The following is a 25,227-nucleotide window of genomic DNA, read 5'->3' as shown; positions in this document are numbered from 1 at the left end:
GGCCGGCACCGGAAGCGGGCGCTCAGGATCAGCGTCAGGACCTCGTCCCCGTCCGCGTTCACCAGGCGTCCGCGGTTGCGGACGATGCGGAAGTCGGGCGCGGAGAGGGAGGGCAGGACGGCGGCGATCTCGCAGGTGCCGGTCAGCACGTCGCCCGGGCGGACCGGCTGCAGGAAGCGCACCTCGTCGACGCCGGGCGAGCCCTCGACCGTGCCCTCGGCCGCGGCGTCGGGCAGCAGCGTCGTCACGTACAGGCGCATCCAGATGGCCGCGGTGTTCCAGCCGCTGGCGATCAGGCTGCCGAAGGCGGAGGCGCGGCCCGCCTCCTCCGAGAGGTGGTACGGCTGCGGGTCGTACGTGCGGCCGAAGGCGATGATCTCCTCGGCCGTCACCTTGTGCGAGCCGAGGTCGTAGCTGCTGCCGATGACGTAGTCCTCGGCGTGGACCAGACGGCCCATCAGAAGTACTTCCGCTCGATGGCCTCCAGCGTGCGGAAGTCCTCGAGGTCGATGGCCTCGTGGTCGATCTCCGTGCCGCTGGCCTCCTCGACGGTCAGGACGAACTCGACGAAGGAGAGCGAGTCGACGAGGCGGGCCTTGATGAGGTCCTCGTCCGGGGCGATGGAGGTGCGCTCGGGGTGCTTGGCCAGCAGCCAGTTGCGCACGGTGTCAAGGTTGGACGAGGTGGTGCTCGGCATGGGGTTCCTCCTTGTACGGGTACGTGTCCGTGTGCGGGTGCGGGGCCGTATGCGGGTACGGGTGCTGGTACGTGCCCACGTGCGGTTGCGTGTCCGCGTGCGGGTGCGCGGGGGCTGCCGCCGCCGTGGCTGCGACGGCGACGGCGAAGAGCTCTTCGTGGGAGATGCTGACGTCGACGGCCTCGATGCCGGCATCGGCGGCCCAGCGGCGGGCGGGCCCGGTGAGGTGGACCAGGGGCCATTCGCCGGGGCTCTTGAGGATTTCGATGGACTGCCAGGGCAGCGGCCGGTCCGGGACGTGGAGCAGCTTGAACACCGCTTCCTTCGCCGCGAGGCGGCCGGCGACTCCGTGGAGGTCCCAGCCGGTGGGGAACCGGCTCAGGGCGGTCTCCGCGGGGGTGAGCATCCGGTGCAGGCGGCCGTCGTCGCCGGCGGCCGTCATCTCCCGCACCCGGGCCAGGGGGACGAGGTCCACGCCGACCCGGATCCCGGTCGCGCTCACGAGGCGGCGGCGTTGACGGCGGCGCGGGCCTGCTGGAGGTCGCCGCCGAACCGGTCGCCCAGGACCGCCAGCCACCGTTCGAGGCCGAAGGCGACGCAGCCGGTGAAGGCGTGCTCGCCGGTGCCCTCGACGGTGATGGCGCAGCGTTCGCCGAAGAAGTTGCGGTGGGTGTTGACGGAGGCGATGGCCAGTCCGTCGGCCTGGAACTCGTGCTTGACGGGGCTGAGCCGCTGCAGGAGGGCCCGGCCGCCGTCCCGTTCGAAGAAGGGGTCGGCGGCCGCCTCCTTGTGCAGTTCCAGGCCGAGTTCCTTGGCGAAGCGCTCGATCCGGTCGGTGAACCGGGCGATGACGTCCTGGGTGTGCTCGAACGTGCCGAGGGCGACGATCTCGCGCATCTGGAAGCTGAGGAGCCGCCTCAGCCCCTCGTACTTCTCCTCGTTGCGGAAGCACCGGTTGATGAGGGTGATGGTGGTGTCCGGGGCCACCGCCTCCCGCTCGAAGTAGAGGTAGGCGCCGTAGCAGCTGGAGTGCGGCAGACCGAGGAACGGGGGGTCGACGTCGCGGCTGGCGAAGGCGCCCTCCACCGGGGCCGGCGGTGCACCGGTGACGTCCAGCGGGCCGCCGACGAACTGCAGGTGCGGGAAGTTGGCGTAGACGTCGAACTTCTCCAGGTCGCGCAGCGGGTAGACGGGCGGCGGCATGATCTCCCGCGCGCCGGCCTCGGCGGCCCAGCCGGTGATGGTGCGGTCCAGGTCGCGCAGCAGGTCGGTCTGGTCGGGGCCGAGGATGGTGAGGGCACCGCCCTGGGCCGTCGAGAGCGTCGCGGTCATCCGTTGCCCCCTTGCGCGGTCGCGCCGGCGAAGCCGAGGTCCCGGTCCGGCAGGATCCCGGTCTTCAGGAGGTAGCCCAGCGGCTTGCGGAACACCTGCTGCTGGAACTCGGCGCTGCGCGGGTCGGCCAGCAGGCGCCGCCGGACCGCGAACGGTTCGGGGATGCCGGCGTCCCGGTAGACGTGCGGGTTGAACAGGGACTCGAAGCTGTAGTTCAGATAGCGCTTGACGTAGGCCCGGACGCGGGCGAGCTCCTCCTCCGTGCCCTTCGCCTGGAGGTCCTTGAAGAGCAGGGAGACCAGCTCGCGGCCGAAGGCGATGTGCCGGGACTCGTCCTGGTGGTGGATCCGGTTGACCGCCCGGATGGTGTCGTGAAGCCGCTCGTCGGCCGCCATCGTGCTGTTGAAGTGGTCCACGAGCTCCTCGAAGAGAAGGATGCGCAGGAACACCAGGAAGCTCGCGGCCTCGCCGGACCAGGCCTCCCCGTCGCCGGCCGGCTCCAGCTGGCGGTAGATCTTGTTGCCGTACCGCAGGCAGAACTCGGCGAAGAACCACATGTGCTCGTTCTCCTCACCGATGAAGTGGTGGAAGAACTCGGACGGTATCTCGAAGCCCCGGGTGTGAATGCGCCGGGTCACCTCGACAATGAGCTCGCGAATGCCGTCCACATTCAGGCTGTAGAAGTTGATGCTTTCGTACCGGGACAGCCGGTAGAGCTGCTCCTGGTCGAGTTCGCGGGCAACGCCGGTCCCGAAGGTGGTGGTGAGCTCGGGGCTCATCCACCACCGGTTCTCCGGCAGGGAATCCGGCCAGTCGAACATCCGGTAAGGGTTGTAGTAGTCCTCGACCGACTTGCGGTTGAGGCGTTCCAGGATCTCCTGGAACCGGTCATCCTTGCTGATCAGCTCACTGATCATCACACCTCCTGCATCCGCGGGGGGTCACTCCGGGGGCGACTGGACGAAACAGGACGGCTCAGAGTCCGGACACAAAGGAAGTACTGCTCGAATCGAATTGACCGGCATTCGCCCGCCGGTTTTCGATGCCTGTTTGCGGCAGTGACGTTTCCATGCGCCGCCCCGGCAGTCCAATAAAGTTGATCTATGGACGCATAGACGGCCTCTAACACCGCAGGTCGGACGGGCTGCGCATGCCTTATTCCGTGGCGCTGATCACAAACCGGACGGCCCGCCTTTTATTCGGCGCGGCGGCGGCCACGGGGCCGGCCCGGCGACAAAGTGCCTGCTGAGGCGTTGACCGGGCTTCGTACGGCGTTGCTACACTCGTAAAGCACCCGGAAAAACAAACTTTCGTAATGGGAATAAATCCTGGCGGGAGGTCGTACGTGCGGGGAGACCAGGAGCCTTTACTCAGCCTCTCCGGTCTATTGCGCCGCCTGGAGTACTTCGTCGTCGTGGCCGACGAACTCCATCTGGGAAGGGCGGCACAGCGCTGCGGGGTGAGCCAGCCCACCCTCTCACATCAGCTGAAGGTCCTGGAGAAGGAGCTGGGGGCGCAGCTGCTGAGCCGCGGCAGCCGCCGGATGTCCCTGACCCCTCCGGGCCGCGCCCTGCAGGAGGAGGCGCCCCAGCTCCTGCAGCGCACCTACTCGATCAAGGCTCGCATCAGGGAGGCGGCCGCGGGCCCCGGCCGGCCGGTGCGGGTCGCCTTCAGCCGCTCGGGACACGCCCTGCGCCAGCGGGAGATGGTCGCGGAGTTCCGGGCGCGCAACGCCCTCCCGGTCTCCGTCGAATCCGGCTGGTCGGAACGGAACGTCGAGCAAGTCCGCGCCGGGCGGGTCGACTTCGCCTTCGTCAGACCGCCCATCGAGGCGGACGACCTGCAGATGTCCGTCGTGGACGAGGTGGAGCTCGTCGAACTCCTCCCCGGCGAGGGGTCGGCCGGCCGCGCGCCGGAGGACCCGCCCGCCGGGGACCTGCCCCTCATCATGTGGCCGCGCCCGCACGCCCCCGGGCTCCACGACCGCATCCTCGGCATCGCCCGGCAGCAGCGGGCACCGCAGGGCCTGCCCACGTACGTCGCGTGGGAGGAGCCCGACTACATCAACGTGGCCGCGGCCGTGGCCTCCGGCGGGGGCGTGTCGTACATGGACCGCGACATCGCCGAATGGATGAGCCTCAGCGTGGACCTGCGGGTGCGCCCGCTGGGCGTGCCCGGGCCGCACACGGACGTCGCCGTCGTCTGGCGCGACGACCAGGACCCGGAGCTGGCGTCGCGGTTCGTCACCGCGTGCTGCGGGGTCGGCTCCTTCCGCGGCGCGGAGGCCGAGTGCGGCTGTCTGGTGCAGTAGCCCGCCACGTCCCGGCTCGATGGGAACCCGAAGGGAACCAGCATGAACTGCTACGACTGCTACGCCTCACAGGGCGCGGAGACCGCCGCGGTCGCCGTGTGCCACGGCTGCAACTCCGGCCTGTGCCCGGCGCATCTGCGCATCACCCGGCCGGCGGTCCACCGCGTGAACGGCACCGGCGTCTCGCACAGCCCCGTCCCGGCGCGGCAGGTGCTGTGCGCCACGTGCCACGCGGCCGCGCACGGCGTGGCCGCGTCCGCGTCCGCGTCCGCGCCGTCGCCCTCGCCCTCGCCCTCGCCCTCGCCGGGGCGGTCGGCGCCGCGCAGCCCGGTCACCTGATCCGGAGCACCTGCTGAGTCTCCTTCGGGCCGGTTACCTGATCTGGCGGCGGACCAGCTCGTGGAAGAGGCCGCCCGCGTCGGCGAGCAGCTGGGCGGGCGGCCCCTGCTGGACGATCCGCCCCTCCGCCATGACGATCACCCGGTCGGCGTCCATGACCGTGGACAGCCGGTGGGCGATCACGATGCGCGTGGCGCGCAGGGCGCGGGTGGACTCGATGACCACGCGCTGGGCCTCGTTGTCCAGCGCGCTGGTGGCCTCGTCCAGGAAGAGGACGCGCGGCTTGCGGACGAGGGCCTGGGCGATCATCAGCCGCTGGCGCTGGCCGCCGGAGACGGTGCCGCCGCCGTCGGAGAGCATGGTGTGCATGCCCATGGGCATGGCCTTGATGTCCTCGGCCAGGCCCGCCATGGCGGCGGCCTCCCACACCTCCTCCAGGGTGAACGTCCCGGCGCCGCGGATGCAGTCGAGGATCGAGCCGGAGAACGGCTGGGCGTTCTGCAGGACGACGCCGCACTGCCGGCGGACGGCCGCCCGGTCCAGTGCGGCCAGGTCCTGCCCGTCGTAGAGGACGCTGCCCGAAGCGGGCTCGTCGAAGCCGATGAGCAGCCGCAGCAGCGTCGACTTGCCGCAGCCGCTGGCCCCGACGACCGCGACGAACTCCCCCGGCCGCGCGGCGAACGACACGTCGTCCAGGACGAGCGGCCCGTCGTCGGCGTACCGGTAGGACAGGCCCACGGCCTCGACGGCGCCGCCGAGTTCGCCCGGCTGAACACCCGAGGGGCGTACCTCCGGGGCGGCTTCCAGGACCGGCTTGATCTGTTCGAGCACCGGCTGCACGGCGGCGGCCGAGAGGAGCGCGCCCGTCAGCTGGGTGACGGAGGACAGCAGCATCGTCACGGCGGTGCTGAAGGTGAGGAAGTCCGCGGCCGACATGCTGCCGCGGGCGGGCCCGGCCAGCAGCATGAACATCACCAGCGTGCACAGCGGCAGGGCGACCGCGTTGAGGACCGCGACGGTGTTCTTCACGCGCCCGGCGCGCTGCTGCAGTTCGCGCGTGCGGGCGAACTCCCGCGCCCAGGCGGCGTAGGCGAAGCTCTCGGCCGCGGCCACCCGCAGCTTGGGCAGCCCGCGCAGGGTCTGGAAGGCCTGGTTGTCGAGCTTGTTGCCGAGCCTGACCAGCTGCCGCTGGTAGCGCAGCTGCCACAGCCCCAGGCCCAGGAAGACCGCGGCGATGCCGAGCAGCATGCCGATCGCGGCCAGCGCCAGGGGCACGCTGTAGACGAGGAGCAGGACGAGGTTCACCGCGCCGGCGGTGCCCGCCTGGAGCACCACGGGCGCGGTGCCGGAGAGCATGCGGCGGACGGCGCTGACGCCCATGGCCGCGCCTGCCAGTTCGCCGGTGGAGCGGCCGGCGAAGAACGTCGCGGGCAGCCGCAGCAGCCGGTCCCACACCGCGGGCTGCAGGGTGGCCTCGATGCGGCCTTCCATGCGCAGGATCGCGGTGTTCTGCAGCAGCATGAAGACGGCCGAGACGAGGGCTGCGGCGACGAGCGCCACGGCGGTCTGCACGATGAGGCCGCTCTCGGCCTCGGGCACGTACCGGCCGAGCACCCGGCCGGTGGCGACGGGGACGAGCGCGCCCAGGCCGGTCGCGACGAGCCCGCCCAGGGCGAGGCCGCGCAGCTCCGGGCCGGTGCCGCGCAGGGCGAAGCGCAGCAGGGGCAGCAGGCGCGGCTTTCCCGGGGGCAGGGGGCGGTAGAGCATGACGGCGCGCGGCTCGTAGGCGTCCGCGGTGTCCTTGCCGATGCGCTCGCGCCTGCCGGTGGCGGGGTCGGCGGCCTCGTACCGGCCGCGCCGCCACAGGAGGGCGACGGGCGCCCCGTCCTCGGCCCGCCGGCCGATCAGGGGGCCGCTGTCCTCGCGCCACCAGCGGCCGGTGAGCCCGATCGTGCGGGTGCGGACGCGGGAGGCGAGGGCGATGCGCTCGACGGGGTCGGTGCGCTCGTCGGCGGCGCCCGCCCCGGCCGGTTCGGTCAGGGCGATGCGGGCCTCGTCGGCGACGAGGCGGCACGCGGCGAAGGTCGCGTCGGCGTCCTGCGCGCCGCGCCGCGGCGCCCGGCCGGAGCGGCCGATGGAGGCCAGGAGCGTACGGTCCGCCCGGGCGCGGGCGGCCTCCCCGGCCTCGATGCCGGCGGCCGTACGGTCCTCGTGGGCGCGTTCGGCCTCCTCGATCCAGCGGTCGAGGGCGTACAGCAGCCGGTACTGCTGGTCGACCATGCCCTGCCACATCGCCGGGTCGACGAGCAGGCTCCCCACCGCGCAGCCCTCGTACGGGGCGCCGTACTGGACGCTGCCCGGGGCGACCTGCATCCACAGGACGTCCTCGTCGGCCCCGGCGCCGTCCGGGGCCGCGCGGTTCTCCAGGGGTGCCTGATAGAGGACGCGCAGGCCGCGGCCGATGCCGAGGGCGAAGGCGTTCTCCAGGTGGCTGTTCTGCGGGTGGCCCGGGGTCGCGCCGTGGGCGCCGTACGGCCAGGGGTCGCCGTACCAGCCGGCTTCGGGCTGCGGCCGGTGCAGCTCGTGCAGGTCGATGCGGCGCAGCGCGCAGCCCTGCAGGGGGCGGCCGGTCAGGGTGTGTTCGGGGCCCTCGGCGGGACCCAGCAGGAGCGTGCCCGGGGTCAGGCGGCCCAGGAAGTGCCAGTGCCCGGTGCGGGCGGCGCCGACGGCGAACAGGTCCAGCTCGCCGGCCACGACGAGCCAGAGGACGAGCGGGCCCTCCAGGTCGAGGCTGCGCAGGCCCGTGCAGTCGACGGCCGCGCCGAGCCCGCCGAGGGCTTCGACGACCGGATCGGTGCGGGGAGGAGCCGGGTGGGCCTGGTGGGCCTGGTGGCCTTGGTGGGCCTGGTGCATGGCGTACGGGGCGGTGGTGGCGTGGTGCGGAGTGTGTGCGGTGCCATCGCGCGGGGTGTACGCGGTGGCGTCGTGCGATGTGTACGCGGTGGCGTCGTGCCGGGTCGTCACCTCAGTGCTCCCTGACCAGGTCGGCGTACGGGCCACCGGCGGCGGCCAGGTGCTCGTGGCGGCCGCGTTCGACGACCGTGCCGCGGTCGAGGACGAGGATCTCGTCGCTGTCGCGCACGGTGCTCAGCCGGTGGGCGATGACGATGCAGGCGCAGCCGCGGCGGCGGAGGTTGTCCATGACGGTCTGCTCGGTGACGGCGTCGAGGGCGCTGGTCACCTCGTCCAGGACCAGGACGGCGGGGCGGCGCACCAGCGCGCGGGCGATCTCCAGGCGCTGGCGCTGGCCGCCGGAGAAGTTACGGCCGTCCTGCTCGACGCGGCTGTGGATGCCGCCGGGGCGGCGGGCGACCACGTCGTACACGGCGGCGTCCCGCAGCGCGGCGACAACGGCGTCGTCGGGGACGGAGGGGTCCCACAGGGCGACGTTGTCGCGGACGGTGCCCTCGAAGAGGAAGACGTCCTGGTCGACGAAGGAGACGGAGGCGGCGAGCGCGCCGCGCGGGATGTCCTCCAGCCGCATCCCGTCGATGCGGACGGTGCCCTCCCAGGGGGCGTAGAGGCCGGATATCAGCCGGGAGACGGTGGACTTGCCGCTGCCGGAGCCGCCGACGAGGGCGATCTGCTGCCCGGGGCCCACGGCGAGCGAGAAGCCCTTCAGCAGCGGGGCGTCCAGGGGGCTGTAGCCGAAGGTGACGCCGTCCAGCTCCACGTGCCCCGTCAGGCGGCGGGTGGCGGCGCCGGACCCGCCGCGCGTGTGGACCGCGTCGACGGGGAAGTTCTCGACGTCCTTGAGGCGGGCGACGTCGGCGGCGAAGTCCTGGATGCGCCCGGCCACGCCGTTGAGGCGGGTGATCGGCGCGGTGAAGCCGGTCACGAGGGCCTGGAAGGCGACGAGGAGGCCGACGGAGAGGTGTCCCTCGACGGCCCGCAGGCCGCCGATCGCCAGGATGAGCGCGCTGTTGAGGGCGGCGAGGGCGGGTGCGGCGACCGCGAGCCACGCGCTGGGCACGCCGAGCCGCTGCTGCACGTCGAGGGTGACGGCGTGCCGGCCCGCCCAGCGGCGGAAGAAGCCGTTCTCGCCGCCGGTGGCCTTCATCGTCTCGATGAGCTGCAGGCCGCTGTAGGAGGTGGTGGTGAGCCGGGCGCTCTCGGCGCGCAGCTTCTGGGTGCCGGTGGCCCGCAGGCGCACCACGACGCGCAGGGCGACGACGTTGAGGAGCGCGACGCCGATGCCGACGACGGTCAGCTGCGGATCGTAGGTCCACAGCAGCACGGCGTACAGGACGACGACCACCGCGTCGACGCCGGCCGCGGCGAGGTCGCGCGCCAGGGTCTCGGCGACCGCGTCGTTGGAGCGCAGGCGCTGGACCAGGTCGGCCGGGCTGCGCTGGGCGTAGAAGGTGACCGGGAGCCTGAGCAGGTGGCGCAGGAAGCGGGCGCTGCCCAGCGTGGAGGAGATGATGCGGCCGTGCAGCAGGTTGGACTGCTGCAGCGCGGTGAGCGTCGCGGTCAGCACGAGGGCGGCCGCCATCGCCGCGAAGAGCACGCCCAGCAGGGACGTCTGCCCGCCGATCAGATACGTGTCGATGTACGTGCGGCTGAGCGCGGGGACGGCCGCGCCGACGACCACCAGCAGGAGGCTTGCGAGGACGGCGGCGAGCATCGTGCCGGACGTGCCGCGCAGCCGGGCGGGCATGGCGCCCATGACGCCGGGGCGGCGGCCCGTGCGGCGGAAGTCCGGTCCGGGCTCGAAGGTGAGCACGACGCCGGTGAACGCGGAGTCGAACTCCTCCATGGGCACGAACCGGCGGCCCTTGGCGGGGTCGTTGACGTACACGCCCCGGCGGCCGAACCGCCGGCCCGTGCCGTCGTAGACGACGTAGTGGTTGAACTCCCAGAACAGGACGGCCGGGGCAGGCACCCCGGCGAGCGCGGCCAGGTCCATCTGCATGCCCTTGGCCGTCAGCCCGTAACTGCGGGCGGCCTTCAGGAGGTTGCTGGCGCGGGAGCCGTCGCGGGAGACGCCGCAGGCGATGCGGAGCTCTTCGAGCGGGACGAAGCGGCCGTGGTGGCCGAGCACCATGGCGAGCGCGGCGGCGCCGCACTCGACGGCCTCCATCTGCAGGACGGTGGGGGTGCGCACGGTCTTGGAGGGGCGTACGGCCTTGGAGGGGCGTACGGTCCTGGCGCTGTGTGCGGTCTTCTGCCGGCCGGTGGAGGCTGCGGGCGCGGACCGGCGGCGGCGTGCGGCGGTCACGGCAGCAGCCAGTCGGCGGGCCGCTGGTCGGCGAGGCGGACGGCGCCGGTGACCGGCGTCGTCGAGTCGACGGCGTACGGGGGCCCGCTCGCCACGGACCAGCGGTAGCCGGACTTCGTGGTGGACGAGCGCTCCAGCCGTACGAGCACGGCGACGGGATCTCCCTGCCGGGTGAACCGGTCGGCGAGCCGGCTGTCGCCGAGGAAGCCGCCGATCTGCGCCGCGCTCTGGGGCGCCCGGCCGACGGCCTGGACGCGGCCGCGCAGCACGCCGAACTTCTCCCGGGGGACGGACTGGACGCTCAGGTCGACCGGTGCGCCGACCGGGATCGTGCCACCGCTCCCGCCGGGTACGTAGAGCATGGCCACCAGCGGGTCGTCCGGGTTCGTCATGCGTTCGACGGTCGCGACGTCCGCGCCGGTCGTCACGACGGCCCCCGTCTTGGCGACCAGGGTCGTCACCCGTCCCCCGGCCACGACGTGCACGGTCCGGTCTCCGCGGTCCGTGCTGACCCGCAGCAGGGGCGCGCCCGGCGCCAGCAGCTGGCCCTCCCGCGCGAGCACGCCGGTGACCTGGCCCGCGTACGGGCTCTGCAGCAGATAGCTGCCCTCGGCGCGGGTGAGGACGCCGGGGGCACTGAGCCGGGACGTCACGGATCCGGTGAACGCCCAGAAGCCCGCCGCGGCGAGGACGGCGAGCGTGACGGCCAGGGCGAGCCGGCCCTGCGGGCGCGCGAATCGTACGGGCAGGTCGAGTTCTTCGGGTGATTGCAGCTTGGAAAGCGCCTGCTGGCGGAACTGCACGAACTATTCCTTCGACTGCATTCGAGACAAGGGTGGTGAAAGGCGCTACGGAAATGCGGGCAGCCGTGAACCCCGGAACAGGGGAGGAGTTCCGGGATTCACAGGCGGCGGATTTCTCAGAGGTTCTCGGAGATTCTCAGGGGTTCCTGGAGATACTCAGGGGTTCCCGGAGATTCCCAGCGAGTCTCAGAGACCGGCGACGCCGGCGTGCACGCCGACGATGCCCTCGACCTGACCGACCGTGCCCGGGACGGCCTGGACGGTGTTCAGCGAGGTGACGGTGCCGAGCACGTTGTGAACGTCGCCGGTCACGGCGCCGAGCAGGCCGCCGGAGATGCTCACACCGCCGGAAACGGCGTCCAGCTCGGCGTCGGCGATCTCACGGGTCTCGAGGTTGTCACGCATGATGGCGCACCCTTCGTTCGTCTGAATGTTTCTCCATTGCCACGTAGGCATTGCCGTATCGGCATTGCCACGCCGCATTCCGCGCCGGCACGGCCGTGACCGGCCACCGTTCAAAGAGCCGCCGCGGTGCCGCAGATATAAGCACGGGAACGGGTGGCGGGGCCAACCGTGTTGCCGTCCGAACGGCCTTTCCCACGGCGGGCTTTCAGATTCCTTTGCGGGATCATCACAACTTCTTCACAAGATCGAGTAACAGATACAAGGGCCCCGGGATCCTCGCGGAACATAAATGGACACACGCCCACCAAGCGCGTCGGGCATAACCGGCATATCGAGGGCCGGCAACGAGGGGCTACCGCGGGTACCCGGAGGTTGTGGAGATTTCCCGGAGCGACGGCGGGCAGCGCGCCGGGCACGGAGGGTGACGCCCCGCAGGTGGCGGCGCTGCGGTTCAGCGTCCCGAGAAGAAGTCGCGGACGCGGCGGCGGTTGCGGCGTTCGGTGGTGTAGTCGTCGTCGGATTCGTCGTCGGGGCCCTGCAGGACCGTCCAGCTGACGGCAGAGACGGCCGGTTCGAGTGAGAGGCGGCTGACGGCCTCCTCCAGGAGGCTGTCGTCGCGGCGTTCCGTGGTGAGGTCGGCCGAGACGGTGACCTTGCCGGGAGCCTCGGCGTCGGCGCTGTAGACCGAGCGCAGCCGGAAGCCCGGGCGGGCGACCGACTGGACGACGAGGGTGCGGACGTGGGCCTCTTCGGGCTCGGTGCACACGGCCTCGAAGTGGTAGTCGGTGGCCACCTCGGCGCCGCCGTGCGGGCCCCGGTCGAGGCCGCGGGCCAGCGGCCTCAGCAGGGTGTTCGCGCCGACCACGCCCACGGTGCCGAGCGCGGCCACCACGTACAGCCCGGTCCCGGCGAGGGCGCCGACGGCGGCCGAGCACCACAGGGTGGCCGCGGTGTTGAGGCCGCGCACGCTCAGCCCGTCCCGCATGATGACGCCCGCGCCGAGGAAGCCGATGCCGGAGACGATCTGTGCGGCGACGCGGGAGCCGTCGTAGCCCGCGGTGCTCGTCGCGGCGGCGAAGCCGTACTGCGAGAGCAGGACGAAGAGGGCGGAACCGGCCGCGACCAGCGCGTTGGTGCGCAGGCCCGCCATCCGGGCCCGCCACTGCCGCTCCAGTCCGATGATCGCACCGAAGCCCAGGCCGGCCGCGATGTTGCCCGCCATGTGCCACTCGTTGACCACAACCATGATCCGCCTTCCTCGTCGGTTTCCCCAGCCTTTGTGGGCGTCCCTTGTGGGCGTCCCTTGCCGGCATCCCGTGTCGGCATCCCTTTATCGGCCGGTCACAGCCAGGTGTTGAATCGCCGGATGTACCAGGTCTTCACCGCCTGGGTCAGGGCGCAGTACGCCAGCAGGATCGCGATCAGCCACGGGAAGTAGCTCATCGGCAGCGCCTCCATCGACAGCGCCGGGGCGAGCGGCGAGAACGGGAGCAGGAGGCCGAACGCCATCACCGCGGCGGTCATCACCATGACCGGCGCCGAGGCCCGCGAGCCGATGAAGGGCACTTTGCGGGTGCGGATCATGTGGACGACGAGCGTCTGGGACAGCAGTCCCTCGACGAACCACCCGGACTGGAACAGCGTCTGACTCGCCTCGCTGTCGGCCCCGAACACGTTCCACAGCACCAGAAAGGTGGCGATGTCGAAGACCGAGCTGACCGGCCCGGTGAAGAGCATGAACCGGGCGATGCCCCTGGCGTCCCACGTGCGCGGCCGGCGCAGGTACTCCGGGTCCATCCGGTCCCAGGGCGTGGCGAGCTGCGAGACGTCGTAGGCGAGGTTCTGCACCAGCAGGTGGATCGCCAGCATGGGCTGGAAGGGGATGAAGGCGCTGGCCACCAGGACCGAGAAGACGTTCCCGAAGTTCGAGCTCGCCGTCATCTTGATGTACTTGATGGTGTTGCCGAAGGTGGTGCGGCCCTGCTCGACTCCCTGCTCCAGGACCATCAGGTCCTTCTCCAGCAGGATGATGTCGGCCGACTCCCTGGCGATGTCGACGGCCGTGTCGACGGAGATGCCGACGTCGGCGTCGCGCAGCGCGGCGGCGTCGTTGATGCCGTCGCCCAGGAAGCCGACGGTGTGCCCCTCGGCCCGCAGGGCCCGGACGATACGGGCCTTCTGCACCGGGTTGGTCTTGGCGAAGACCGTGGTGGCCCGCACCAGGGCGCGCAGCTCCGCGTCGTCCAGGGCGTCCACCTCGGCCCCGGTGACGACGGCTCCCACGTCGATGCCGACGTCGGCGCAGACGCGCGCGGCGACGAGCTCGTTGTCGCCGGTGACGACCTTGACGGCCACGCCCTTGCCGGCGAGGGCCCGCAGGGCCGCCGCGGCGTCGGCCTTCGGCGGGTCGAGGAAGGCGAGGAAGCCGACGAGGGTCAGGCCGTCCTCGTCCGCGACGCCGTACGTCTCGCGCCCGGCAGGCAGCGCACGGGTCGCGACGGCCAGCACCCGCAGGCCCTGCCGGTTGTTGTCTGCGGCGGTCCGGGTCACGCGGCGGCGCAGTTCTCCGGTGAGCTCCAGGCGGCGGCCGCCGTCGTTGACGTGGGTGCACAGGGCGAGGACCTCCTCGACGGCGCCCTTGGTGATGAGGACGTGCTCGTCCACCGCGTGCTCGTCCACCACGCGCTCGTCCGCCACGTGCTCGTGCGCCCCCGCGGAGCCGTCGATGCCGTTGCGGCTCAGGACCACCGACATGCGGCGGCGCGCGAAGTCGAAGGGGATCTCGTCGACCTTGGTGAAGCGGGCGTCGACGACAACCTCCTCGGCCTCGAGCACGCGGTCGATGACCGCCTGGTCCATGAGGTTGCGCAGCCCGGTCTGGAAGTGGCTGTTGAGGTAGGCGTATTCGAGGATTTCGCCGTCCTCGCGGCCGTGCGCGTCGAGGTAGCGGTCGAGGACGATGCGGTCCTCGGTGAGCGTGCCGGTCTTGTCCGTGCACAGCACGTCCATGGCGCCCAGGTTCTGGATGGCGTTGAGCCGCTTGACGACGACCTTGCGCCGGGCCATGGCGACGGCGCCGCGCGCGAGGTTGGTGGTGACGACCATCGGCAGCATCTCCGGCGTGAGGCCGACGGCCACGGCGACGGCGAACATGAACGCCTCGCCCCAGTCGCCCTTGGTGAAGCCGTTCACGGCGAACACGAGCGGCACCATGACGAGCATGAACCGGATCAGCAGGAAGCTGACCTTCTTCACGCCCGCGTCGAAGCTGGTCTCGGGGCGCTCCCCGGCGAGCGACCCGGCCATCGATCCGAAGTAGGTGTCCGCGCCGGTGGCCACGACGACGCCGGTGGCGGTGCCGGAGGTCACCGAGGTGCCCATGAGGCAGAGGTTGTCGGCCTCTACGGGGTCCGTGGTCGTGGCCTGGCCGTAGTCGTGCGTACGGGTGTCGGCCTTGGCCACGGGCAGGGACTCGCCGGACAGCGCTGCTTGACTGACCATCAGATCCTTGGCGGTGAGCAGCCGCAGGTCGGCGGGGACGAGGTCGCCCGCGGCGAGGCGGACGATGTCTCCGACGACGACCCGGTCCATCGGGATCTCGGTGGTGGCGGGGGCCGTGTTGCGGTTGGTGCGGTCGTCGCGGCTGTCGCGGCTGTCGCGCCGCTGGACGGCGGTCGTCGTGGTGACGAGGGCGCGCAGAGCGGCCGCGGCGCCCGCCGAGCGGCGCTCCTGCCAGAACCGCAGCAGGCCGCCGACCAGCACCATCGCGCCGATGATGGGGATCTTGGGGTCGAAGGGCTCCTCGTCGGCGACCGGCAGCCACTGCACGTACATGACCGCCAGGAGGACGACCAGGATCATGATGAACGGGTTCCAGAAGGCCTTGGCGAGCTGCCCGTACCAGCGCGGGCCGGCGTCGTGCGCGACGACGTTGGCGCCGTCGCGGGCGAGCCGCAGCTCGGCGTCGTCCCGGCGCAGGCCGTGCGGGGTTACCCGGCAGTCCTGCAGGACCTGCGCGGCGGGCCGGCCGCTGATACGGGCCAGCCGGTCGCCGGCGGCACGGGTACGGGCCTCCAGCTCGGCGGTCTTGCGCTCGCGGCGGGTACGGCCCGGCGGGGCGAGCAGGGTGTTGGTCATGGCGGAACCTCTCTTCCGGGCACGACGGCGCGACGGCGTAACGGCATGGCGGCGTAACGGCATGGCGGCATGGCGTGGCCGCGCCGTGGCACGGAGGGGTGAAGGAACGGCACGGGGCAGCACGAGGCGCCCCGGGCGCGGAAAAGGAACGTCAGCGAACGTCAGCGAATGCCGCTGAATGTCAGCGAACAGCAGCGGCCACGAAGGCCGGAATCACGACATCACTGAGCGCGGAAAGGGAAAGTCCACCGCCGTAGCGGCACACTCAAGAACACTCACGGAGAACGGCGCGGCCGACGCCGGCAGGCCCGGCGACGGGCCCGGCAACCGGTCAGCTCAGCTCAGCGCAATGCAGCGCAGCGCAGCGCACACGCGAGGACTTCCCTCGGGACTCCGACTGGTCATCCCGATCACCTCCTCGCTCGTACGTACACGATGCGGCACCGCGCGAAAAGCGCGCCAAATGCGGCCGGAGCGGCACCTTCAGCGTCTAGCTTGCCATATGACGTCAAGCCGTCCGCAATCAGAAGGTAATACCGTGGTTAAAACCATGGAAGGGACCGCTCCGGCGCCGCCCGGCCCGGCGGAAGCGCCGCCGCGCGTCCGCCGGAAGGCCGCCCGCTGGGCCGCGGGCCTGCTCCTCGCGCTGGTCAGCGGGCCGCTGCTGTGCCGGGCCTGCGACGTGGACGGCGTCACGCCGGTGCCCCAACTGCTGGCGTTCCTGCCGTGGTTGCTCGCTCCCGCCGGGGCCGCGCTGGTGCTCGCCGCGGGCACCCGCTGGGCGGCGGGCTGCGCGTGGGGGCTGGCGGCGGTGCTCGGGACGCTGTACTTCCTGCCCCCGTACGAGGCGGGAGGCGCGCCGGCGTCCGGTACTTCCGGTGCGTCCGGCCCGGAGGTGGCCCGGCTGCGCGTCCTGACCGCCAACCTGGAGTTCGGCGGGGCCACGCCGGGCCTGCTGGAGGCCCTGCGGCGCGAGCGGCCGGACCTGGTCTCGGTGCAGGAGTGCTCCCCGCAGGAGTGCGCACCGGCCCTGAACGGCGCCGAGGTGCGGGCCGCGTACCCGTACCGGATCGTCGTGGGCGGCGGCAGGGCGCAGGGCTCGGCGCTCCTGAGCCGCTTCCCCCTGGAGCCGGACGGGTCGGTACGGGGGACGCTGGCGATGCCCCGGGCGCTGGTGCGGGTGGCGGGGACGCGGCTGCTGTTCCAGGTGGCGCACCCGATGCCGCCGGTGGCCGGCGGGGTGGAGCTGTGGCGCACGGAGCTCGGCCGCATCCGCGCGATGGCCGCGGCGCGCGGCGACGCTCCCACGGTCATCGCGGGCGACTTCAACGCCTCGCAGGACCACGCGGCCTTCCGCGCCGTCCTGGACACCGGCCTCCGCGACGGCGCCGCCCTCCTGGGCCGCTCCCGCACCCCCACCTGGCCCTCCCTGACCGCTCCCCCGCTGGGCGCCCAGATCGACCACGTCCTCCTCAGCCCCGCCCTCGAACCCCGCCACGCCCGCTTCCTGGACCTGACGGGCACCGATCACCGGGGGCTGGTGGTGGATGCGGTGCTGCGGGGGTGACGGACATCCGCCCGGCCCGGCGGCCCTCCGTCACACCGGCGGCAGCGCGTCCGGGCCGATGACGGGCGTGTCGTCCTCGTGCAGCACCCGGCACGGGGGCCGGTGCTTGCAGAAGAAGCCCCGGCCCGTGCAGTAGGGGCAGAGGTGAGCGCCCGTCATGTTGCCGCCCTCGCCGGACTGGTCGAGGTAGAGCACGGCCGCGTGGTAGTCGCCGCTCCCTCTGCAGCTCTTGCAGAAGGCGTGCGGGCCGGGGCACGCCTCGTCAGGATCACTCATATCCGTGATGATGCGCGCCTGCCGCAGGAGCCGTATGCCACTTGGGCGTGACTCCTCCTTTCTGCGTACGGCGCCGGTCTTTCGTCGTACGTCCCCGGCCGCCGGGCCCCCGCTCAGCTCCTGCGGCCGTCAGGGGCCCGGCGCCGGTCAGCTCATCCGCAGGGCCAGGAAGAAGTCCAGCTTGTCCTCCAGGCGGGACAGGTCGCGGCCCGTCAGCTGCTCGATCCTGCCGACCCGGTAGCGCAGCGTGTTGACGTGCAGGTGCAGCCGCGTCGCGCAGCGGGTCCAGGAGCCGTCGCAGTCCAGGAACGCCTCCAGCGTCGGGATGAGCTCGGCGCGGTGGCGGCGGTCGTAGTCGCGCAGCGGGTCCAGGAGGCGGGCGGTGAAGGCGCGGCGGACGTCGTCGGGGACGAACGGCAGCAGCAGGACGTGCGAGGCGAGCTCCTGGTGGCCCGCGGCGCAGACCCGGCCCGGGCGGGCGGCGGCGACGCGGCGGGCGTGCCGGGCCTCCTCCAGCGCCCCGCGCAGGCCTTCCGCGGAGTGGACGGCGGCGCTGACGCCGAGGGTGAGCCGGCCGTCGCCGTCGAGGCCGCGGGAGAGCGGTTCGCGGACGGCGGCGAGGATGCGGTCCGCGTGCAGCCCGGCGGCCTGGGGCGCCGCCTCGCCGCCCTCCGGCCCGGACGGCACGGCGGGCAGCGGCACCAGCGCGACCGCCTCGTCGCCCATGTGGGCGACGGCGATCCGGTCGGAGGGCTCGGGCCCGCCGGTCCCGGGCGCGGCGAGCATCTCCTCCAGCAGGGCCTGGGCGACCGGGCCGCCGGGGATGCCGCCGTCCTCCCACTCGACGCGGGCCACGACGACCTGCCAGTGCGGCGCCGTGCCGAGGCCCGGCAGCAGGACGGGCGCGGCGACGCGCAGCCGGGCGGCGATCTCGGCGGGGGCCGCGCCCGTCTGGACCAGCTCCAGGACCTCCTGGGCGAGCCGGCGGCGGACCGTGCGGGCGGCGTCGCGGCGGTCCCGCTCGACGGCGATCAGCTGGGTGACGCCGTCGAGCAGGTCCAGCCGCTCGGGCGACCAGTCCCCGGCGTCGGCCTCGACGGCGAGGAACCAGTCCGACAGGACCGTCTCGCGGACGTCGCGGGCCTCCAGGGCGCGGCCGCTGTGGCTGATGGGGAACAGCGAGTACGTGTCGCCGCCCGCGGTCACCCGGTGCGGCCCGCGCCGGCCCGTGCGGGCGGCGGCCAGGTGCTCGCCGGCCAGGGCCGCGCAGACCGCGGCGGGCAGCTCGGGCCCGGCGCCCGCGAGCGAGGAGCCCGCGATCGGGCGGCCGGTCGGGGACAGCACCCACGCCCGCAGGTCCAGGTCGGAGCCCAGCAGGTCGAGGACGACCTCCGGGCCGCCGCCGGCCGGGCCGGACGTCATCAGCCGGCGGTGCCGGTCCACGACGGCCGCCAGGTCCCCGGCGCGCTCGCTCGACACCTGCCGCACGACGTGCTCGGTGATGGAGGCGAACGAGACCTTCTCGTTCACCGAGAACAGCGGCAGGCGGTGCCGGGCGCACGCGCGGATCAGGTCGTCCGGGATGGAGGCCATCTCGGCCTCGCCCGCCGCGAGCCCCGCCACGCCCGCGCCCGTGAGGATCCGTACGAACCGCTCGGAGTCCTCCGGCTCCCGCCGCCAGGCGAGGCCGGTGAGGACGAGCTCGCCGCCGGAGAGGTAGCGGCTCGGGTCGCGCAGGTCGGTGGTCATCACGCCGCGCACCGTGCGGTCCAGCTCGTCCTCGCCGCTGAGCAGCCGGAGGCCCAGCGCCTCTGTCTCCAGGAGTGCGCGCAGCCGCATCGTGGTCGCCGCCGATCTGTCTTGTTGTTACCAGTGGAATGCAGTGAGGTTTCCCAACCCCGTCTTTCGTTCGAATCTACAAGATGTGCGCTCCGGCCAGCCAACCGCTTCATGGTTTCGGTGACTGCACCGCCCCGCCGGCCGCTCGCTGTACTGGGGCCAAGGCGTGCCGGACGGCTCCCGCCGCGCCGGTCCGGCGGCGTTCCGCCGCACGGGCACCCCCCATCCGCGCGACCCCGTGAGACCGATCGAGAAGAGAACCCCATGGAGTTCCTGCGCCCCGGCAGCTGGGAGGAGGCTCTGGCCGCCAAGGCCGAGCACCCGGCCGCCGTCCCCGTCGCGGGCGGTACGGACGTGATGGTCGAGATCAACTTCGACCGGCGCCGCCCCGAGCACCTGCTCGACCTGAACCGCATCGGCGATTTGTACGAATGGGAGACGGGGGAGGACGAGGTCCGGCTGGGCGCCTCCGTCCCGTACACCCGGATCATGCAGGAACTGCGGGCGGAGCTTCCCGGCCTCGCCCTCGCGGCGCACACCGTCGGCTCCCCGCAGATCCGCAACCGCGGCAGCGTCGGGGGCAACCTCGGCGCCGCCTCGCCCGCCGGGGACTCCCACCCGCCCTTGCTGGCGGCGGGCGCGCTGGTGGAGGCTGAGTCCGTGCGCGGCACCCGGCTGATCCCCGCCGAGGAGTTCTACACGGGCGTCAAGCGCAACGCCCTCGCGCCGGACGAGCTGATCCGGGCCGTACGGATCGCGCGGGCCGACGGGCCCCAGCAGTTCTCCAAGGTCGGCACGCGCAACGCCATGGTCATCGCCGTGTGCGCCTTCGCCGTCGCCCTGCACCCGCGCACCCGCACGGTACGCACGGGCATCGGCTCCGCGGCCCCCACCCCGGTGCGGGCCCGCGCCGCGGAGGACTTCCTCTCCGCGGCCCTGGACGAGGGCCGCCTCTGGGATTCCGGCCGTCCCCTGCCGCCCTCCGCCGCCCGGCAGTTCGCCGAGCTCGCCGCGGCGGCGTGCAACCCGATCGACGACGTCCGCGGCACCGCCCGCTACCGCCGGCACGCGGTGACCGTCATGGCCCGCCGCACGCTCGGCTGGGCGTGGGAGGCCTACCGCGGCGGGGAACGGGGCGAGCGATGCGCGTGAACCTCACCGTCAACGGCCGCCCGCAGCAGGCCGACGACGTCTGGGAGGGCGAGAGCCTGCTCTACGTCCTGCGGGAGCGGCTCGGCCTGCCGGGCTCGAAGAACGCCTGCGAGCAGGGCGAATGCGGCTCGTGCACGGTCCGGCTGGACGGCGTGCCGGTGTGCGCCTGCCTGGTGGCCGCCGGGCAGGCCGAAGGGCGCGAGGTCGTCACGGTCGAGGGGCTGGCCACGGCCGAGGGGCTCGCCACGGGCGGCGACGGCGCGGAACTCTCCGCCGTCCAGCAGGCGTTCACCGACGCCGGAGCCGTCCAGTGCGGCTTCTGCACCCCCGGCCTGATCGTCGCCGCCGACGACCTCATCCGGCACAACCCCGACCCCTCCGACGCGGACATCCGCGAGGCCCTCTCGGGCAACCTGTGCCGGTGCACCGGCTACGAGACGATCCTCGACGCGGTCCGCCTCGCGGCCGCCCGCGCCGGAGAGGCGGGCTGACCCATGGCCACCGCACGCATCCCCGGCGGGCTCCCCGCCGGCCTCACCAGCGGCACCCACGGCGGCATCGGCGAGTCCGTCCCGCGCCCCGACGGCACGCTCAAGGTCACCGGCGAGTTCGCCTACGCCTCCGACCTGTGGCACGAGGACATGCTCTGGGGCGCGACGCTCCGCAGCCCCCACGCCCACGCCCGGATCCTCTCCACCGACATCGCCGAAGCCCTCGCCGTCCCCGGCGTCCACGCGGTGCTGACCCACGCCGACCTGCCCGCCGAGACCCGCTACGGCCTGGAGATCAAGGACACGCCGGTCCTCGCCGACGGCGTCGTCCGCTACCACGGCGAGCCCGTCGCCCTCGTCGCCGCCGACCACCCCGAGACCGCCCGCCGCGCCGCCGCCCGGATCCGCGTCGCCTACGAGGAACTCCCCGTCGTCCACGACGAGGAGAGCGCCACCGCCCCCGGCGCGCCCCTCCTGCACCCGGCCCGCACCGATGCCCACGCCCTCCACGTCCCGCACCCCAACGTCGTGCACCGCCAGCCCGTCCTGCGCGGCGACGTCGCCGCCGCCCGGGCCCGCGCCACCGCCGTCGTCACCGGCGACTACGAAGTCGGCATGCAGGACCAGGCGTTCCTCGGCCCCGAGTCCGGCCTCGCCGTGCCCGCCGAGGACGGCGGCGTCGACCTCTACATCGCCACCCAGTGGCTCCACGCCGACCTGCGCCAGATCGCCCCCGTCCTCGGCCTCCCCGAGGACAAGGTCCGCATGACGCTCTCCGGCGTCGGCGGCGCCTTCGGCGGGCGCGAGGACCTGTCCATGCAGGCCCACGCCTGCCTGCTCGCGCTGCGCACCGGCAAGCCCGTGAAGATGGTCTACAACCGCTTCGAGTCCTTCTTCGGCCACGTGCACCGCCACCCGGCCCGGCTCCACTACGAGCACGGGGCGAGCAGCGACGGCCGGCTGCTCTACGTCAAGGCCCGCATCGTCCTCGACGGCGGCGCCTACGCCTCCTCCTCCCCGGCCGTCGTCGGCAACGCCGCGTCCCTAGCCGTAGGCCCCTACGTGGTCGACGCCGTCGACGTCGAGGCCCTCGCCCTCTACACCAACAACCCGCCGTGCGGCGCCATGCGCGGCTTCGGCGCCGTCCAGGCCTGCTTCGCGTACGAGGCCCAGATGGACCGGCTGGCCGAGCGGCTGGGCCTGGACCCCGTGGAGTTCCGGCAGCGCAACGCGATGGCGCAGGGCGCCGTCATGCCCACCGGGCAGGTCGTCGACGCCCCCGCGCCCGTCGCGGAGCTGCTGCGCCGGGTCAAGGCCCGGCCGCTGCCGCCCGAGCGGCCGTGGGAGACCGCCGGCGGCGGCCCCGACGTGCGCGCGCTGCCGGGCGGGCTGTCCAACACCACCCACGGCGAGGACGTCGTCCGCGGCGTCGGCTACGCGGTCGGCATCAAGAACGTCGGCTTCTCGGAGGGCTTCGACGACTACTCGACGGCCCGCGTGCGGCTCGAAGCGGTCGCCGGGCAGCCGGTGGCCACCGTGCACACCGCGATGGCCGAGGTCGGCCAGGGCGGCGTGACCGTCCACACGCAGATAGCGCGCACCGAACTCGGCGTCACCCGGGTCGTCCTGGAGCCCGCCGACACCCGCGTCGGCTCGGCCGGCTCCACCTCCGCCTCCCGCCAGACGTACGTGACCGGCGGCGCCGTCCGCCACGCCTGCCGGCTCGTACGGGAGAAGGTCCTCGACCTGGGCCGCGCCCGCTTCGGTGCGCACCACCCCGCGTGGGCGCAGGCCGGACTCGTGCTGGAGGGCGGCAAGGTGACCACGGAAGCGGGGGAGGTCCTCGCCGCCCTGGCCGACGTCCTGGAGGACGAGGTGATCGACGTCGAGAGCGAGTGGCGGCACCGCCCCACCGAGCCCTTCGACCTGCGCACCGGCCGCGGCAACGGCCACGTCCAGTACTCCTTCGCGGCCCACCGCGCCGTCGTCGACGTCGACACCGCGCTCGGGCTCGTCAAGGTCGTGGAGCTGGCCTGCGCGCAGGACGTCGGCAAGGCCGTGAACCCGCTGGCCGTCGCCGGGCAGATCCAGGGCGGCACGGTCCAGGGCCTGGGCCTCGCGGTCATGGAGGAGATCGTCGTCTCCGCCGACGGGCGGGTCCGCAACCCGTCCTTCACGGACTACCTGATCCCCACCATCCTCGACACCCCCGCCATCCCCGTCGACATCCTCGAACTCGCCGACGAGCACGCCCCGTACGGGCTGCGCGGCGCGGGCGAGGCGCCCACCCTGTCCTCCACGCCGGCCGTCGTCGCGGCGATCCGGGCCGCGACCGGCCTGCCGCTCGCCAGGGTGCCGGTGCGGCCCGAGCACCTCACCGGCACCTGACCGTCCATCACCGGCACCTGACCGGCCACCGGCACCTGATCGGCCACCGCCGGAACCTCACCGTCCATCACCGGAACCTCACCGTCCCTCGCAGGGCACCACCGGCCGCGCGCCCCCCAGCGGCCGGTGACGTGCCGCCCTTCGTCTCGGGCCGTCCCCCGGGTCGTGCAGCCGAACCACTCACCCGGACCATGGGAGCAGGCATTCATGACCCAGCCATCCGTGGAGCCGGCCTCCGCGGCGCAGCACGCGGGCGCGGGCCCGCGGCCACCCGCCGGAAGGTCCTGGCCCGACCGCTACTTCCGCATCAGCGCACGCGGATCCACCGCCGGCCGGGAGGTACGCGGCGGCATCACCACCTTCATGGCGATGTCCTACATCCTCCTGCTCAACCCCCTGATCCTCTCCGGCCCGGACACCACCGGGCAGCGGCTCGGCCACGCCGGGCTGATCACCGCCACCGCGCTCGCCGCGGCCGTCTGCACCCTGGCGATGGGCCTCCTCGGCAGGGTGCCGCTCGCCCTGGCCGCCGGGCTGGGCGTCTCCGGAGTGCTCTCCACGCAGGTCGCGCCGCACATGACCTGGCCGCAGGCGATGGGGATGTGCGTGCTGTACGGGGCGGTGATCGTACTGCTCGCCGTGACCGGGCTGCGCGAACTGGTCATGAACGCGCTGCCGCTGCCCCTCAAGCACGCCATCACCATGGGCATCGGCATGTTCATCGCCCTGATAGGGCTGGTCAAGGCCGGTTTCGTGCACGCCTCGAAGGGCGGCGGGCCGGTCACGCTGGGGCCTGCGGGCGAGCTCGCCGGCTGGCCCGTACTGATCTTCTGCGTCACCCTGCTGGCCGTCTTCATGCTGCAGGCCCGCGACGTCCCCGGCGCGATCCTCATCGGCATCGTCGCCGGCACGGTGCTGGCCGTCGTCGTCAACTCCGCCGCCGGGCTCCGGCCGTCCGCCTGGCAGAACGGCGCGCCCGCCCTCAAGGGCAGCGCGGTCTCGATGCCGGACTTCTCGCTCTTCGGGCACGTGGAGTTCGGCGGCTGGACCTCGCTGGGCGTCGTGAGCGTCGTAATGATCGTCTTCACGCTGGTCCTGGCGGGCTTCTTCGACGCCATGGCCACGATCATCGGCGTGGCGACGGAGGCCCGGCTGACGGACGACCGCGGCCGGCTGCCCGGCCTGAGCACGGCGCTGTTCGTCGACGGCGCGGGCGGCGCGATCGGCGGGGTCGCCGGGGCGTCGGGCCAGACCGTCTTCATCGAATCCGCTACCGGGGTCGGCGAGGGCGCCCGTACGGGACTGTCGTCCGTCGTGACCGGGCTGCTCTTCTCCGCCTGCCTGTTCTTCACCCCGCTGACCCGCATCGTGCCCGGCGAGGTCGCCGCCGCCGCGCTCGTCGTCATCGGGGCGATGATGATGAGCAGCGCCCGGCACGTCGACTGGGGCGACCGGGCCGTCGCCGTCCCGGCGTTCCTCACGGTGGTGCTGATGCCGTTCACGTACTCCATCACGGCGGGCGTCGGGGCGGGTGTCATCGCCTATACGGCCATCAAGGCGGCGCAGGGGAAGTGGCGTGAGCCGGGTGGGTTCATGTGGGTGCTGACGGCGGTGTTCACGGGGTATTTCGCCCTGCATCCGATCGCAAGCTGGCTGGGCGTCAAGTAGGCGTCAGCCGGGGCGCCACAGGTAGGGCACTGGCACGTGAGGAGCGAACCGTCATGCTGGACATCGCCGAGGAACTGTACCGCTGGTGCGGGGAAGGGCGGGCGTTCGCCGTCGCGACGGTAGTCGCCGTGGAGGGCAGCGCGCCCCGACAGCCGGGCGCGGCCCTCGCCGTCGACGCGGAGGGCACGGTGACCGGGTCGGTGTCGGGCGGGTGCGTGGAGGGGGCGGTGTACGAGCTGTGCCGCGCGGTGCTGGAGAGCGGTGAGAGCGTGCGGGAACGATTCGGCTACGGGGACGAGGGCGAGGACGGTGACGCCTTCGCCGTGGGCCTCACCTGCGGCGGCGTCCTCGACATCCTGGTCGTACCCGTCCGGCCGGACGACCCCGCCCGGCACGTGCTGGCCGAGGCGCTGGCGGCCGTGACCGCGGGCGAGCCGGTGGCGCTGGCCCGGGTGGTGGAGGGCCCGGCCGGGGCGCTGGGCCGGGCGCTGCTGGTCCGGGCGGACGGCACGTACGCGGGGTCGCTCGGGGAGCCGGGGCG

Annotated in this window: 21 protein-coding genes; 8 read left to right on the top strand and 13 right to left on the bottom strand. The window is 73.0% G+C overall.

Features of this window, described 5'->3' with window-relative positions:
• From ACSNOH_RS19725 to ACSNOH_RS19705, 5 genes are all read right to left on the bottom strand, one after another.
• Nucleotides 1-458: MaoC family dehydratase (locus tag ACSNOH_RS19725; protein ID WP_436722691.1), on the bottom strand; the 458-nt coding region annotated here is incomplete at its 3' end.
• Nucleotides 458-697, bottom strand: coding sequence for an acyl carrier protein (locus ACSNOH_RS19720; RefSeq protein WP_436722690.1), 240 nt, complete (start codon nucleotides 695-697; stop codon nucleotides 458-460). The genes ACSNOH_RS19720 and ACSNOH_RS19725, both read right to left, overlap by 1 nt.
• A complete protein-coding gene (locus ACSNOH_RS19715) occupies nucleotides 669-1,199 on the bottom strand; it encodes a holo-ACP synthase (RefSeq protein WP_436722689.1) in 531 nt (176 codons plus the stop codon). The genes ACSNOH_RS19720 and ACSNOH_RS19715 overlap by 29 nt, the downstream gene beginning before the upstream one ends.
• The gene (locus tag ACSNOH_RS19710) at nucleotides 1,196-2,029 is read right to left on the bottom strand and encodes a hypothetical protein (protein ID WP_436722688.1); all 834 of its coding nucleotides are present in this window, start codon (nucleotides 2,027-2,029) and stop codon (nucleotides 1,196-1,198) included. The genes ACSNOH_RS19715 and ACSNOH_RS19710 overlap by 4 nt, the downstream gene beginning before the upstream one ends.
• Complete coding sequence (locus tag ACSNOH_RS19705) at nucleotides 2,026-2,946, bottom strand: diiron oxygenase (RefSeq protein WP_436722687.1); 921 nt, start codon at nucleotides 2,944-2,946, stop codon at nucleotides 2,026-2,028. The genes ACSNOH_RS19710 and ACSNOH_RS19705 overlap by 4 nt, the downstream gene beginning before the upstream one ends.
• A gap of 428 nt (nucleotides 2,947-3,374) precedes the next feature.
• On the opposite strand from ACSNOH_RS19705, the gene ACSNOH_RS19700 reads away from it, so the two are divergent.
• Both ACSNOH_RS19700 and ACSNOH_RS19695 read left to right on the top strand, forming a co-directional pair.
• On the top strand, nucleotides 3,375-4,340 hold the full coding sequence (locus ACSNOH_RS19700) for a LysR family transcriptional regulator (RefSeq protein ID WP_436722686.1): 966 nt from the start codon (nucleotides 3,375-3,377) through the stop codon (nucleotides 4,338-4,340).
• A gap of 42 nt (nucleotides 4,341-4,382) precedes the next feature.
• A complete protein-coding gene (locus ACSNOH_RS19695; RefSeq protein ID WP_436722685.1) occupies nucleotides 4,383-4,679 on the top strand; it encodes a DUF2180 family protein in 297 nt (98 codons plus the stop codon).
• 33 nt (nucleotides 4,680-4,712) lie between these two features.
• Here the strand turns inward: ACSNOH_RS19695 and ACSNOH_RS19690 are convergent, their stop codons facing one another.
• The 6 genes from ACSNOH_RS19690 to mgtA all read right to left on the bottom strand — a co-directional run bounded on the left by ACSNOH_RS19690 (nucleotide 4,713) and on the right by mgtA (nucleotide 15,305).
• Complete coding sequence (locus ACSNOH_RS19690; protein ID WP_436722694.1) at nucleotides 4,713-7,592, bottom strand: NHLP bacteriocin export ABC transporter permease/ATPase subunit; 2,880 nt, start codon at nucleotides 7,590-7,592, stop codon at nucleotides 4,713-4,715.
• A gap of 112 nt (nucleotides 7,593-7,704) precedes the next feature.
• A complete protein-coding gene (locus ACSNOH_RS19685; RefSeq protein ID WP_436722693.1) occupies nucleotides 7,705-9,822 on the bottom strand; it encodes an NHLP family bacteriocin export ABC transporter peptidase/permease/ATPase subunit in 2,118 nt (705 codons plus the stop codon).
• Between the two features lie 134 nt (nucleotides 9,823-9,956).
• On the bottom strand, nucleotides 9,957-10,763 hold the full coding sequence (locus tag ACSNOH_RS19680) for an HlyD family efflux transporter periplasmic adaptor subunit (RefSeq protein WP_436722684.1): 807 nt from the start codon (nucleotides 10,761-10,763) through the stop codon (nucleotides 9,957-9,959).
• 186 nt (nucleotides 10,764-10,949) lie between these two features.
• Nucleotides 10,950-11,168, bottom strand: a complete 219-nt coding sequence (locus ACSNOH_RS19675; protein ID WP_436722683.1) for a hypothetical protein — start codon at nucleotides 11,166-11,168, stop codon at nucleotides 10,950-10,952.
• Between the two features lie 451 nt (nucleotides 11,169-11,619).
• Nucleotides 11,620-12,414 carry an MgtC/SapB family protein gene (locus ACSNOH_RS19670; RefSeq protein WP_436722682.1) on the bottom strand — a complete coding sequence of 265 codons (795 nt, stop codon included), beginning with the start codon at nucleotides 12,412-12,414 and terminating at the stop codon, nucleotides 11,620-11,622.
• Nucleotides 12,415-12,509: 95 nt separating this feature from the next.
• Complete coding sequence (gene mgtA, locus ACSNOH_RS19665) at nucleotides 12,510-15,305, bottom strand: magnesium-translocating P-type ATPase (RefSeq protein WP_436722681.1); 2,796 nt, start codon at nucleotides 15,303-15,305, stop codon at nucleotides 12,510-12,512.
• A 550-nt stretch (nucleotides 15,306-15,855) separates the two neighbouring features.
• Between mgtA and ACSNOH_RS19660 the strand changes: the two genes are divergently transcribed.
• Nucleotides 15,856-16,872, top strand: a complete 1,017-nt coding sequence (locus ACSNOH_RS19660; protein WP_436722692.1) for an endonuclease/exonuclease/phosphatase family protein — start codon at nucleotides 15,856-15,858, stop codon at nucleotides 16,870-16,872.
• Between the two features lie 30 nt (nucleotides 16,873-16,902).
• Here ACSNOH_RS19660 and ACSNOH_RS19655 read toward each other — a convergent pair whose 3' ends face one another.
• Both ACSNOH_RS19655 and ACSNOH_RS19650 read right to left on the bottom strand, forming a co-directional pair.
• Entirely contained in the window at nucleotides 16,903-17,148 is a 246-nt protein-coding gene (locus ACSNOH_RS19655; protein ID WP_436722680.1) for a hypothetical protein, read from the bottom strand.
• A gap of 147 nt (nucleotides 17,149-17,295) precedes the next feature.
• On the bottom strand, nucleotides 17,296-18,987 hold the full coding sequence (locus ACSNOH_RS19650) for a PucR family transcriptional regulator (RefSeq protein ID WP_436722679.1): 1,692 nt from the start codon (nucleotides 18,985-18,987) through the stop codon (nucleotides 17,296-17,298).
• A gap of 264 nt (nucleotides 18,988-19,251) precedes the next feature.
• Here ACSNOH_RS19650 and ACSNOH_RS19645 point away from each other — a divergent pair, with 264 nt between their 5' ends.
• The 5 genes from ACSNOH_RS19645 to ACSNOH_RS19625 all read left to right on the top strand — a co-directional run.
• A complete protein-coding gene (locus ACSNOH_RS19645; protein WP_436722678.1) occupies nucleotides 19,252-20,139 on the top strand; it encodes an FAD binding domain-containing protein in 888 nt (295 codons plus the stop codon).
• The gene (locus ACSNOH_RS19640; RefSeq protein ID WP_436722677.1) at nucleotides 20,130-20,630 is read left to right on the top strand and encodes a (2Fe-2S)-binding protein; all 501 of its coding nucleotides are present in this window, start codon (nucleotides 20,130-20,132) and stop codon (nucleotides 20,628-20,630) included. Before ACSNOH_RS19645 ends, ACSNOH_RS19640 begins: the two co-directional genes overlap by 10 nt.
• 3 nt (nucleotides 20,631-20,633) lie before the next feature.
• Nucleotides 20,634-23,018 carry a xanthine dehydrogenase subunit D gene (gene pucD / locus ACSNOH_RS19635; RefSeq protein ID WP_436722676.1) on the top strand — a complete coding sequence of 795 codons (2,385 nt, stop codon included), beginning with the start codon at nucleotides 20,634-20,636 and terminating at the stop codon, nucleotides 23,016-23,018.
• A 207-nt stretch (nucleotides 23,019-23,225) separates the two neighbouring features.
• On the top strand, nucleotides 23,226-24,686 hold the full coding sequence (locus ACSNOH_RS19630) for an NCS2 family permease (protein ID WP_436722675.1): 1,461 nt from the start codon (nucleotides 23,226-23,228) through the stop codon (nucleotides 24,684-24,686).
• Nucleotides 24,687-24,739: 53 nt separating this feature from the next.
• A partial coding sequence (locus ACSNOH_RS19625; RefSeq protein ID WP_436722674.1) for an XdhC family protein occupies nucleotides 24,740-25,227 on the top strand: 488 nt, incomplete at its 3' end.

The organism is Streptomyces sp. URMC 127 (assembly GCF_051386535.1).
Classification (GTDB): Bacteria; Actinomycetota; Actinomycetes; order Streptomycetales; family Streptomycetaceae; genus Streptomyces.
The sequence above is the reverse complement of the archived record's forward strand: the minus strand, read 5'-3'. Positions and strand labels throughout refer to the sequence as shown.

Bases quoted from the DNA above. Each gene is read 5' to 3' on its own strand.
- ACSNOH_RS19720 (WP_436722690.1), bottom strand. From the start codon at position 697: ATGCCGAGCACCACCTCGTCCAACCTTGACACCGTGCGCAACTGGCTG.
- ACSNOH_RS19710 (WP_436722688.1), bottom strand. From the start codon at position 2,029: ATGACCGCGACGCTCTCGACGGCCCAGGGCGGTGCCCTCACCATCCTC.
- ACSNOH_RS19705 (WP_436722687.1), bottom strand. From the start codon at position 2,946: ATGATCAGTGAGCTGATCAGCAAGGATGACCGGTTCCAGGAGATCCTG.
- ACSNOH_RS19695 (WP_436722685.1), top strand. From the start codon at position 4,383: ATGAACTGCTACGACTGCTACGCCTCACAGGGCGCGGAGACCGCCGCG.
- ACSNOH_RS19690 (WP_436722694.1), bottom strand. From the start codon at position 7,592: ATGCACCAGGCCCACCAAGGCCACCAGGCCCACCAGGCCCACCCGGCT.
- ACSNOH_RS19685 (WP_436722693.1), bottom strand. From the start codon at position 9,822: ATGGAGGCCGTCGAGTGCGGCGCCGCCGCGCTCGCCATGGTGCTCGGC.
- ACSNOH_RS19675 (WP_436722683.1), bottom strand. From the start codon at position 11,168: ATGCGTGACAACCTCGAGACCCGTGAGATCGCCGACGCCGAGCTGGAC.
- ACSNOH_RS19670 (WP_436722682.1), bottom strand. From the start codon at position 12,414: ATGGTTGTGGTCAACGAGTGGCACATGGCGGGCAACATCGCGGCCGGC.
- mgtA (WP_436722681.1), bottom strand. From the start codon at position 15,305: ATGACCAACACCCTGCTCGCCCCGCCGGGCCGTACCCGCCGCGAGCGC.
- ACSNOH_RS19660 (WP_436722692.1), top strand. From the start codon at position 15,856: ATGGAAGGGACCGCTCCGGCGCCGCCCGGCCCGGCGGAAGCGCCGCCG.
- ACSNOH_RS19655 (WP_436722680.1), bottom strand. From the start codon at position 17,148: ATGAGTGATCCTGACGAGGCGTGCCCCGGCCCGCACGCCTTCTGCAAG.
- ACSNOH_RS19650 (WP_436722679.1), bottom strand. From the start codon at position 18,987: ATGCGGCTGCGCGCACTCCTGGAGACAGAGGCGCTGGGCCTCCGGCTG.
- ACSNOH_RS19645 (WP_436722678.1), top strand. From the start codon at position 19,252: ATGGAGTTCCTGCGCCCCGGCAGCTGGGAGGAGGCTCTGGCCGCCAAG.
- ACSNOH_RS19640 (WP_436722677.1), top strand. From the start codon at position 20,130: ATGCGCGTGAACCTCACCGTCAACGGCCGCCCGCAGCAGGCCGACGAC.
- pucD (WP_436722676.1), top strand. From the start codon at position 20,634: ATGGCCACCGCACGCATCCCCGGCGGGCTCCCCGCCGGCCTCACCAGC.
- ACSNOH_RS19630 (WP_436722675.1), top strand. From the start codon at position 23,226: ATGACCCAGCCATCCGTGGAGCCGGCCTCCGCGGCGCAGCACGCGGGC.